The sequence below is a fragment of the Pseudomonas oryzagri genome (assembly GCF_020831405.1).
GTDB lineage: Bacteria > Pseudomonadota > Gammaproteobacteria > Pseudomonadales > Pseudomonadaceae > Geopseudomonas > Geopseudomonas oryzagri.
On sequence record NZ_JAJHPU010000016.1, the window covers coordinates 66,308 to 76,160 of the forward strand.

The 9,853-nt window shown below is 63.2% G+C and carries 8 protein-coding genes and 3 pseudogenes; 1 reads left to right on the forward strand and 10 read right to left on the reverse strand.

From position 1 onward, the window contains the following. Positions 1 to 142 precede the first annotated feature (142 nt). The 8 genes and pseudogenes from LMJ29_RS05130 to LMJ29_RS05165 all read right to left on the reverse strand — a co-directional run bounded on the left by LMJ29_RS05130 (position 143) and on the right by LMJ29_RS05165 (position 8,619). The gene (locus LMJ29_RS05130; protein WP_229604443.1) at positions 143 to 1,264 is read right to left on the reverse strand and encodes a PilT/PilU family type 4a pilus ATPase; all 1,122 of its coding nucleotides are present in this window, start codon (positions 1,262 to 1,264) and stop codon (positions 143 to 145) included. 62 nt (positions 1,265 to 1,326) lie between these two features. Beyond that, entirely contained in the window at positions 1,327 to 2,070 is a 744-nt protein-coding gene (locus tag LMJ29_RS05135) for a lysophospholipid acyltransferase family protein (RefSeq protein ID WP_229604444.1), read from the reverse strand. Continuing rightward, entirely contained in the window at positions 2,067 to 2,612 is a 546-nt protein-coding gene (gene gmhB, locus LMJ29_RS05140; RefSeq protein WP_229604445.1) for a D-glycero-beta-D-manno-heptose 1,7-bisphosphate 7-phosphatase, read from the reverse strand. Before gmhB ends, LMJ29_RS05135 begins: the two co-directional genes overlap by 4 nt. A gap of 250 nt (positions 2,613 to 2,862) precedes the next feature. Beyond that, positions 2,863 to 4,917, reverse strand: a complete 2,055-nt coding sequence (glyS, locus tag LMJ29_RS05145) for a glycine--tRNA ligase subunit beta (protein ID WP_229604446.1) — start codon at positions 4,915 to 4,917, stop codon at positions 2,863 to 2,865. Then, the gene (glyQ, locus tag LMJ29_RS05150) at positions 4,914 to 5,861 is read right to left on the reverse strand and encodes a glycine--tRNA ligase subunit alpha (RefSeq protein WP_229604447.1); all 948 of its coding nucleotides are present in this window, start codon (positions 5,859 to 5,861) and stop codon (positions 4,914 to 4,916) included. Before glyQ ends, glyS begins: the two co-directional genes overlap by 4 nt. Before the next feature lie 384 nt (positions 5,862 to 6,245). Further along, positions 6,246 to 6,613: pseudogene (locus LMJ29_RS21085) on the reverse strand (hypothetical protein); the annotation flags it as partial. Positions 6,614 to 6,933: 320 nt separating this feature from the next. Next, complete coding sequence (locus LMJ29_RS05160) at positions 6,934 to 7,350, reverse strand: hypothetical protein (protein WP_229604448.1); 417 nt, start codon at positions 7,348 to 7,350, stop codon at positions 6,934 to 6,936. Positions 7,351 to 7,641: 291 nt separating this feature from the next. Beyond that, positions 7,642 to 8,619: an IS5 family transposase gene (locus LMJ29_RS05165; protein ID WP_229604449.1), complete on the reverse strand. Its 978-nt coding sequence runs from the start codon at positions 8,617 to 8,619 to the stop codon at positions 7,642 to 7,644. A 192-nt stretch (positions 8,620 to 8,811) separates the two neighbouring features. Here LMJ29_RS05165 and LMJ29_RS05170 point away from each other — a divergent pair. After that, positions 8,812 to 9,024: pseudogene (locus tag LMJ29_RS05170) on the forward strand (IS481 family transposase); the annotation flags it as partial. Positions 9,025 to 9,032: 8 nt separating this feature from the next. Here the strand turns inward: LMJ29_RS05170 and LMJ29_RS05175 are convergent. After that, on the reverse strand, positions 9,033 to 9,386 hold the full coding sequence (locus tag LMJ29_RS05175) for a hypothetical protein (RefSeq protein WP_229604450.1): 354 nt from the start codon (positions 9,384 to 9,386) through the stop codon (positions 9,033 to 9,035). A gap of 1 nt (position 9,387) precedes the next feature. Then, positions 9,388 to 9,853, reverse strand: a pseudogene (locus tag LMJ29_RS05180) (hypothetical protein); the annotation flags it as partial.

A 9,853-nucleotide genomic window follows, 5' to 3' on the forward strand; every position in this document is an offset into this window, starting at 1 on the left:
CGCGATTCCCTGGTTGCGCGCGAGGAGCTCGCGGCATGTTAACCAAATGCCGCGGACGGCGGGCAGCGGCCGGCGTGCTTTCGTTCATGTTCCAGGCACGCGGACGCCGCCTGCCACGGCCCGGCAGGTAGCAGGGGGACGGCTACAGGGTGATGTTCAGCTCGGCGTCGCGCATCACCTTGAGCTCGGCCTCGTCGGCGTGGAAGCCGCGGGCCAGCTTGGTGCGCAGGGTCAGGTCGGTGCGCGAGTCGGCGTGGCGCAGGGCCTCGTCGAGGCTGACGCGGCCGGCCTGGAGCAGGGCGTAGAGGTGCTGGTCGAAGGTCTGCAGGCCGAGCTCCTGGCCGCGGCCGAGGGCGGTCTTGATGTCGTCGAGCTGGTCGCGCTGGATCAGGTCGGCGATGTACGGGGTCTTCAGCAGCAGCTCGACGGCGGCCACGCGCTTCTCCGCGCGCCCCGGCACCAGGCGCTGGCCGACGATGGCCTGCAGGTTGAGCGCCAGGTCGCCGAGCACCTGCTGCCGTGCCTCCTTGGGGAAGAAGTTGCAGATGCGCTCGATGGCCTGGGTGGTGTTGGTGGCGTGCAGGGTGGCCAGGCACAGGTGGCCGGTTTCGCTGTAGTGCAGGGCGTGCTGCATGGTGGCCAGGTCGCGGATCTCGCCGATCATGATCACGTCGGGCGACTCGCGCAGCACGTTGAGCAGCGCCTGCTCGAAGCTGCGGGTATCCAGGCCCACCTCGCGCTGGTCGATGATCGCGCGCTGGTGGCTGTGGATGAACTCGATGGGGTCCTCGATGCAGACGATGTGGCCGCCGCGCGAGCGGTTGCGCAGATCGAGCATCGACGCCAGGGTGGTCGACTTGCCCGAACCTGCGGCGCCGACCACCAGGATCAGGCCGCGGTCGAGCAGTGCCAGCTCCTCGAGCTGCTTGGGCAGGCCGAGCTCCTCGATGCCGGGGATCTTGCTCTTGATGTGGCGCACCACCATGGCGACGTCGCCGCGCTGGTAGTAGACGTTGACGCGGAAGCGCCCGGCGCCCTCCAGGCCGATGGCCAGGTTCATCTCCAGGTCGCGCTCGAACTCGGCGACCTGCTTCTGGTTCATCAGCTGGTAGGCCAGCTGCTGCACGGCGCCGGGCGGCAGCGGCGTCTTGCCGACCGGCAGGCTCTGCCCCTCGCGCTTGAGCTGCGGCGGCGCGCCGACGCTGAAGAACAGGTCCGAGCCGCCCTGCTCGACCATCAGGTGCAGGTAGCGAAATACATCCATGTCGTTGCCCTCCGCCGCGCGAATGTCCTGCCCTCCTCCTCGCCGGGAGCGGGCTCAGGCTCCTAGTCTGCCTGCTTCGCGCGCGCCGTGCCGTTGATTTGCTGCATGGTTTCGCCGATCCAGGTCTCGGCGCGCTGGTTGAGCTCGGCCACCGCGCGCGGGCCCTCGCCCTCGGCGTGCAGGGCCGGGCCGAACACCACGGTGATCGTACCCGGATGACGCTGCCAGCCGTCGCGCGGCCAGAGTTCGCCGGCGTTGTGCGCCACCGGCAGCACCGGAACGCCGGCCGCCACCGCCACCGAGGAGCCGCTGCGCGAGAACTTGCCCATCTCGCCGGCCGGAATGCGCGTGCCTTCCGGGAAGATCAGCAGCCAGTTGCCCTGCTGCAGGCGTTCGAGGCCGACGCTGGCCACCTGCTTGAGCGCCTGCTTGGGGTTGTCGCGGTCGATGCCGATCGGCTTGAGCAGCTTGAACGCCCAGCCGTAGAACGGGATGCGCAGCAGCTCCTGCTTGAGCACCTGGGTCAGCGGCGCGAAGTGGGCGGTGAGGAAGAAGGTTTCCCAGGCGCTCTGGTGCTTGGCGAGGATCACGCAGGGTTGCTCGGGGATGTTCTGCAGCCCTTCGAGGCGGTAGTCGATGCCGAGCATCGCCCGGCTCAGCCACACGGCGAAGCGGCACCAGGTGCGGGCGATGAAGATGTAGCGGGCCTTCTGCGGCAGCCATGGGGCGATCAGCAGGCTGAGCAGGCACCAGATGACGGTGCTGATGCCGAGCAGCAGGTAGAACAGGGCGGTACGCAGGCTCATCGGTCGGCCTCCATGGCCAGCAGGTGGGCGGCCACGGCCGCCAGATTGTCGAACACCTTGACGCCATCGGGCAGGCCCTTGGCCAGGGTGCGCTCGCCCTTGCCGCTGCGCACCAGCACCGGTTGGCAGGCCACCGCCTGGGCGGCGGCGATGTCGCTGGCGCTGTCGCCGACGAACCACAGGCCATCCAGCGCCACGTCGTAGTGGCGGGCGATCTGCTGCAGCAGGCCGGGCAGCGGCTTGCGGCAGTCGCATCCCTCGTCCGGGCCGTGCGGGCAGTGGACGATCAGGCCGACTTCGCCGCCCTGCTCCGCCACCAGCTGGCGCAGGCGCGCGTGCATGGCCTCAAGGGTGGCCTCGTCGTAGTAGCCACGGGCCAGACCCGACTGGTTGGTGGCCACCGCCACGGTCCAGCCGGCCCGGCTCAGACGGGCGATCGCGGCGATCGAGCCGGGGATCGGGATCCACTCGGCGAGCGACTTGATGTAGGCGTCGGAGTCCTCGTTGATGACCCCGTCGCGGTCGAGAATCAGCAGTTTCATAACGGCAGCCTCAAGCTGCAGATGGGTGGAGCGGATCATCGGCCGGGTGGGCCGTATGGGGGCGTAACCCGCCCGGTGCGTAGGGGGATAACGATGCGCCTTGTCCACCATGCGCCACGGTGGAAAATCGCTGCGCGAGTTTTCCACCCTACGCAGGGCGCCTGTGGATAACAGCTGGACCCTCATCCACAGGCCGGATAAGCAGAAGACTGTGGATAACGACCGGGGCCGTTATCCACAGGACATGACCTCAACCGAGCAGCGAGATGTCCGCCACGCCGAGGAACAGGCCGCGCAGCTGGGCGAGCAGCGCGTAGCGGTTGGCGCGCACGGCGGCGTCGTCGGCGTTGACCAACACTTCCTCGAAGAACGCGTCCACCGGCGCGCGCAGCGCGGCCAGGCGCTCCAGCACGGCGCGGTAGTTGCGCGCGCCGGCCAGCGGGGCGACCGCCTCGGCGGCCTGGCTGATCGCCAGGGCCAGGGTCTGCTCGGCCGGCTCGACCAGCAGGGCGCTGGCGACCTGCGCCGGCACCTCGCCCTCGGCCTTGGCCAAGAGGTTGGATACCCGCTTGTTGGCGGCGGCCAGGGCGGCGGCCTCGGCGAGCTGGCGGAAGGCCTGCACGGCCTGCACGCGCTGGTCGAAGTCCAGCGGCGCGCTGGGCGCCAGGGCGCGCACCGCCTGGTATACGGCGACTTCGACGCCCTCGTCCTCGTAGCGCGCGCGCAGGCGGTCGAACACGAAGTCCAGCACCTGGGCGGCCAGGCCCTCGGCCTTGACCTTGTCGCCGTACTGCTCGATGGCGAAGGCCACCGCCTGCACCAGGTCGAGGTCGAGCTGCTTCTCGATCAGGATACGCAGCACGCCTAGCGCGGCGCGGCGCAGCGCGTAGGGGTCCTTGGAGCCGGTGGGCAGCATGCCGATGCCGAAGATGCCGACCAGAGTGTCGAGCTTGTCGGCCACCGCCACGGCGGCGCCGGTCAGGGTGCTCGGCAACTCGGCGCCGGCGCCGCGCGGCATGTACTGCTCGTTGAGCGCCAGGGCGACGTCCTCGGCCTCGCCGTCATGCTGGGCGTAGTAGTAGCCGGCGATGCCCTGCATCTCCGGGAACTCGCCGACCATCTCGGTGGCCAGGTCGCATTTGGACAGCAGGCCGGCACGCGCGGCGCGCTCGGCGTCGCCGCCGACCCGCGCGGCGATAAAGGCGGCCAGTTTCGACACGCGCTCGGCCTTGTCGAAGACGCTGCCCAGCTGGGCCTGGAACACCACGTTGGCCAGGCGCGCGTTGAAGCTTTCCAGCTTCTGCTTCTTGTCCTGCTTGAAGAAGAACTCGGCGTCGGTGAGGCGCGGGCGCACCACCTTCTCGTTGCCGGAAACGATCTGCGCCGGATCCTTGGACTCGACGTTGGCCACGGTGATGAAGCGCGGCAGCAGCTTGCCATTGCCGTCCAGCAGGCAGAAGTACTTCTGGTTGTCCTGCATGGTGGAGATCAGTGCCTCCTGCGGCACGGCGAGGAAGCGCTCCTCGAACGAGCAGACCAGCGGCACCGGCCACTCGACCAGCGCGGTGACCTCGTCGAGCAGGTCGGCCGGCACCACCGCGCGGCCGTTTTGCGCAGCTGCCAGTTCGGCGACGCGGGCGTCGATCAGCGCGCGGCGCTCGGCGAAGTCGGCGATCACGTAGGCGCTGCGCAGATCCTCGGCGTAGCTGGCCGGGGTGGAAATGCGCACCACGCCGTCGTGGTGGAAGCGGTGGCCGCGCGAGGTGCGGCCGGCTTTGCGGGTGAGGATCTCGCAATCGATGACGCTGTCACCGAACAGCATCACCAGCCACTGGGTCGGACGGACGAACTCCTCGCGGCGGGCGGCCCAGCGCATGCGCTTGGGGATCGGCAGCTCGTTCAGCGAAGCCTCGACGATGCCCGCCAGCAGGCCGGCGGCCGGCTGGCCGGGGATGCTCTGGGTGAACTTGAGCTTCGGGCCGCTGGTGTCGATCTGCTCCAGGTCGACGCCGCACTTGCGGGCGAAGCCGAGCGCCGCCTGGGTCGGCTTGCCATCCTTGTCGAAGGCGGCCTGCACCGGCGGGCCGTCGAGGTTGACGGTACGGTCCGGCTGCTGGGTGGCCAGTTGCTCGACGTACACCGCCAGGCGGCGCGGCGCGGCGTAGTGGCGCGCGCCGGCGTAGCTCAGGCCGGCGGCCTTGAGGCCCTTCTCGATGCCGGCGAGGAACGCCTCGGCGAGGCTCTTCAGCGCCTTGGGTGGCAGCTCTTCGGTGCCCAGTTCGACCAGAAAATCTTGTGCACTCATTCCGCGGCCTCCAGCTTGGCCAGTACTTCGTCACGCAGTTCGGGGGTGGCCATCGGGAAGCCGAGCTTGGCGCGCGCCTGCAGGTAGCTGTGCGCCACCGCGCGGGCCAGGGTGCGCACACGCAGGATGTACTGCTGGCGCGCGGTCACCGAGATGGCGCGGCGGGCGTCGAGCAGGTTGAAGGTGTGCGAGGCCTTGAGGACCATCTCGTAGGTCGGCAGCGGCAGTTCCAGCGCGATCAGGCGGTTGGCCTCGGCCTCGTAGAAGTCGAACAGCTCGAACAGCTTGTCGACGTTGGCGTGCTCGAAGTTGTAGGTGGACTGCTCCACCTCGTTCTGGTGGAACACGTCGCCGTAGGTGACCTTGCCGAACGGGCCGTCGGTCCACACCAGGTCGTACACCGAGTCGACGCCCTGCAGGTACATGGCCAGGCGCTCGAGGCCGTAGGTGATCTCGCCGGTCACCGGGTAGCACTCGATGCCGCCGGCCTGCTGGAAGTAGGTGAACTGGGTGACTTCCATGCCGTTGAGCCAGATTTCCCAGCCCAGGCCCCAGGCGCCGAGGGTCGGCGATTCCCAGTTGTCCTCGACGAAGCGGATGTCGTGGACCAGCGGGTCGATGCCGATGGCGCGCAGCGAGCCCAGGTACAGCTCCTGGAAGTTCTCCGGGTTGGGCTTGAGGACCACCTGGAACTGGTAGTAGTGCTGCAGGCGGTTGGGGTTCTCGCCGTAGCGGCCGTCGGTGGGGCGGCGGCTGGGCTGCACATAGGCGGCGTTCCAGGTCTCCGGGCCGACGGCGCGCAGGAAGGTGGCGGTGTGGAAGGTGCCGGCGCCCACTTCCATATCGTAGGGCTGCAGCACCACGCAGCCCTGCTCCGCCCAGTAGCTTTGCAGGGCGAGGATCAGGTCCTGGAAGGTGCGCACGGCAGGCGTAGTCTGGCTCACGAAATCACCTGTTCTGAGGCTTGCGTAAAGCCGGCGAGTATAACCGAAGCCGGGGGGCGTGGAGGGGAGGCGGATGTCGGCTGAAGGTGAAGGCGGATTCCGGTTGCCGAGCCCTCCGCGGCGTTAGGAGAAAACCATCTGCCGACTTCCGGGGCCATGTGCTGATCGTCTGCCGGTGCGTGGTTGTCTTCTGCCGGCCTGGCGCCGAAGAATTCGGTGAAGCTCTGCCCCTTGGTAGAGGCTTGCTGCAGTTCGACGGTTGCTGGCCCTACTCGTCGAATAGGTACTCTGGCTGAGCAGCTGGCCCTGCTGGCGCCGGGTTTCCCGGCCGAACCGGAACTGGTGGCTGGTCAGGCGCTGGCCGTTGAGATCAATGGCGCTGAACTCGCCACCGTCCTCACCGTATTCAGTCTTTCCAGCAGGTGGCCGTTGAGGTCGTAGGCGTAGGCGCAGCTGCGCCCGTCGAAACCGGTTTCCCGACTGATCAGCCCGTTGGGGTGGTAGTCGAGGCGGTACAGCTCGCCGCGCTCGTTCTCGATCTGGGTGAGCAGCAGGCGGGCGTTGTCGTAGCGGTAGCGCAGCTGGCTGCCGTCGGGGTTGATGCGTCGGCTGACCAGATGCAGGCCATCGGCATACTCGTAGCGGGTGACGCGGCCCAGTTCGTCGCGCTCGGCGGTCACCTTGCCGTAGGCGTTGTAGTCGTAGGCGCGGCTGGCACCGCCCGGCAGGATGACCTGGCGCAGACGGCCGGCAACCCCCAAAGACTGTCAAATCACACCTTGCATCTCATACCAGAAAACGAGGGATCTAACTCTACTATCCGCCAAACATCGCAGCACTTCCTGCACCTAATTTCCAGTCTACCCCCACCAGAATAGTTTCTTTCAACCTCAACGGAAAAAACAGGCCGCTGGATTTTAAAGTCTCAAGATACTCCGCATACTCAGGGAAGCTAATGAACTTTCGATTGCTATAGGTCCTGCATAATTGTATTTCGCTTCTGGCGATCCCTCACCAATCTTCCAGCTAGAGGGTGATGCTCCATTCTTGATAAAGAATACCAAGTTAATGCTCACCACGTAGATTGATCTTCAGCGGCTGCCTTTTTGATGTCACTACTCCAGCGCTCTTGGGCAGCCGCATAGATATCCTCAAAGAAAGCACGAGGATTCTCAATCTCATCGTTCTCCCATGCCAATGATTCATGCTCCTCATGATTGGCGACAAATAGTGCAGAGAAGTCAGTTTTAGTGTCAAGGAGAGACCTTTTCAGCTCATTTAATAGCATGAACTTATGCCTATAAGAGAGACTATCGAGCCTCTTGAGAATATATCTATCAATTACGCCTCTTCTATCGGCTGGATTGCTTGGGTCATACTTCCAAAGCTCCTCGCCAAGCGTCTCCTCTCTATCATAGATATCGATCCCACCAAGAAATACTACTATTCTCGGCTCGTAAGGCTTATCAAGAAAAGAATGTTTTAGCATTTTCTTTAACTCTCAATCTATAGGAAATGCGGTGAACGGGTTTTGGGTGTCTTTGTCAAACTTGATTTCTGCGCCATTCATGTTCTCAACTTTAATTGGGTTGTTCTTGTCTTTTTTGTTTGGGTTATATCCAACCCCAGACCCAGGGAAGGTCTGAAATAGCCCCGTTTTTACCTCCGCGCAGCCCAGCAGGCCGAAAAACGAAGGTCTTCACGTCAATCGCGGACTATTTCAGCGCTCCCGACTCTATTCCTTGCTCTTCAGGCGCACTCCGTGGGCTGCTTGCCCGCATCACGGACGCACCTCACCTGCCATCAACAGCCGTTTCCGCATCATCCAGAGGTTCGACAGGGCAAACAGGGTGACCAGTTGGGCCGTGTTCTTCGCCAACCCACGGAAACGCACCTTGGTGTAGCCGAACTGGCACTTGATCACCCGGAACGGATGTTCGACCTTGGCTCTTGTCTGAGCCTTGACCTTCTCGATCTGGCGAATCATGCGTCCGAGCAGGCTGCGCTTGCCGAGCGGCTTGTAGGTGCTGCGGCGAGCGGCCACCGACCAGATAACCTCGCGGCCCGCATGCTCGGCGCGCTTCTCGACGCCGGTATAGCCGGCATCAGCGCAGACATACGACTCTTCGCCGTGCAGCAGTTTGTCGACCTGGGTGACATCTGCGACGTTGGCCGCCGTGCCGATCACGCTGTGTACCAGACCCGAGTCGTCGTCGACGGCGATATGCGCCTTCATGCCGAAGTAGTACTGGTTGCCCTTCTTGGTCTGGTGCATCTCCGGATCGCGCTTGCCATCCTTGTTCTTGGTCGAGCTGGGCGCATGGATGATGGTCGCGTCGACGATGCTGCCCTGGCGCAACAGCAGGCCGCGCTCGCCCAGGTAGCCATTGATGACCTCCAGGATTCGGCTGGCCAGCTCGTGCTTCTCCAGCAGGCGGCGGAAGTTGAGGATGGTGGTTTCGTCCGGAATCCGGTCCAGGTGCAGTCCGGCGAAGTGGCGCAGGATCGTCACCTCGTAGAGGGCTTCCTCCATCGCCGGATCGCTGTAGCCGAACCAGTTCTGCATGAGGTGCACCCGCAGCATGGCAGCCAACGGATAAGCCGGACGCCCACCTTCGCCTCTCGGGTAGTACGGCTCGATCAGCGCCATCAGAGCCTGCCACGGCACGACCTGATCCATCTTGATCAGGAAGCGCTCACGGCGGGTCTGTTTGCGCTTGCCGGCGTACTCGGCATCGGCGAAGGACAGCTGCTTCATGCAAGGGGACTCCAGAGGGACTGGCGGCCTATTTCACCAGATCGGGAAGTGTTTTTCAGACCTTCCCTAATATTTCCTCTGAGTTAGATCGCCTATTGACCACAACGCTCGTGGCGCCTTGGTCAAGCTGATCAGAGGCTCTCTTAACCGCTGGACTGGAGCATGGAATATCACGTGCATCCGGCTCACTATGTGAAGGAGGCCACCATCACATCGTTTCACTACCCGGACTTCGATGCGCTGAAAGCCCATGTGTGGGCCTTCATAGCAGCATAAAACTTTACCAAGCATCTGAAAGCTCTACGGTGGCGTACTTCGTTCAAAACGATTTGTGATGCTTGGACTCGCACGCTAGACCGTTTCAAATTTGACCCGCACCACCTCATCCTGTGCCTCTGCTCCTAGAAACAAAATCATACCCCCAGGAGATCTAAGACATATTTTCCCCCTCCCCCGTTCGACCAAAAACCCTTCATCGCGGAAAATATTGAATGATCCTTCCGGATGGCACTGACCGCACAGTCGCGGAGAGGATGATCCACCCCCATGTCACGATAATAATCATACAAGCTAGATATCGTTATGCATGCAATCGCAGCCCTAACTTCCCTGCTTTCCTTTTCTCTCAATAAAATATCAATTGCAATAGGAATTAAATTGGTATCAGAAAGCACAAACTCCCAATCTTGGCCCATGTCAGCAAACTTCAACCCAAGAAGAGATGAAACAATCCGTCTATCTGCTTCAGAGGCGCCATAATATTCCAAGTTAATTCTCTCCCGGGAAGGCTGTTATTAGCTTCCCATTTCCCTTCCTAACAATAGTTGCCTTTGAAACGCCACCAAATGTCCCATCAGGGTTTACCATCCTATCACGCACGCCAGCCGGAAGATCAACAACGAAAGTTCCTGCCCCATGAATACCATCAACAAACTCTGCAGCAGCTGCGTCATCCATCCATTGACCGTTTGCACGCCCCATCGCTGCAGAGCGTCGCTTCAAAAACTCGGTATTATTCTGTCCATGCTTAGTGAATGCATGCCCAAACAACTTCTCATCATATGGATCTAGCGGCCTATTATTTCCTTCCTCCGCTATAGCGGGTGTGGCAGAATCCTGCGACGTTCCAGATTTCCCGCCCTCTCCCGGCGGACAGCAAGTCAACTTAGTCAACCCCAGCGGATCCACCCACCCCGTCGGGTTGGGTACGTACTGGTAGTGGTTCAGGCCACCC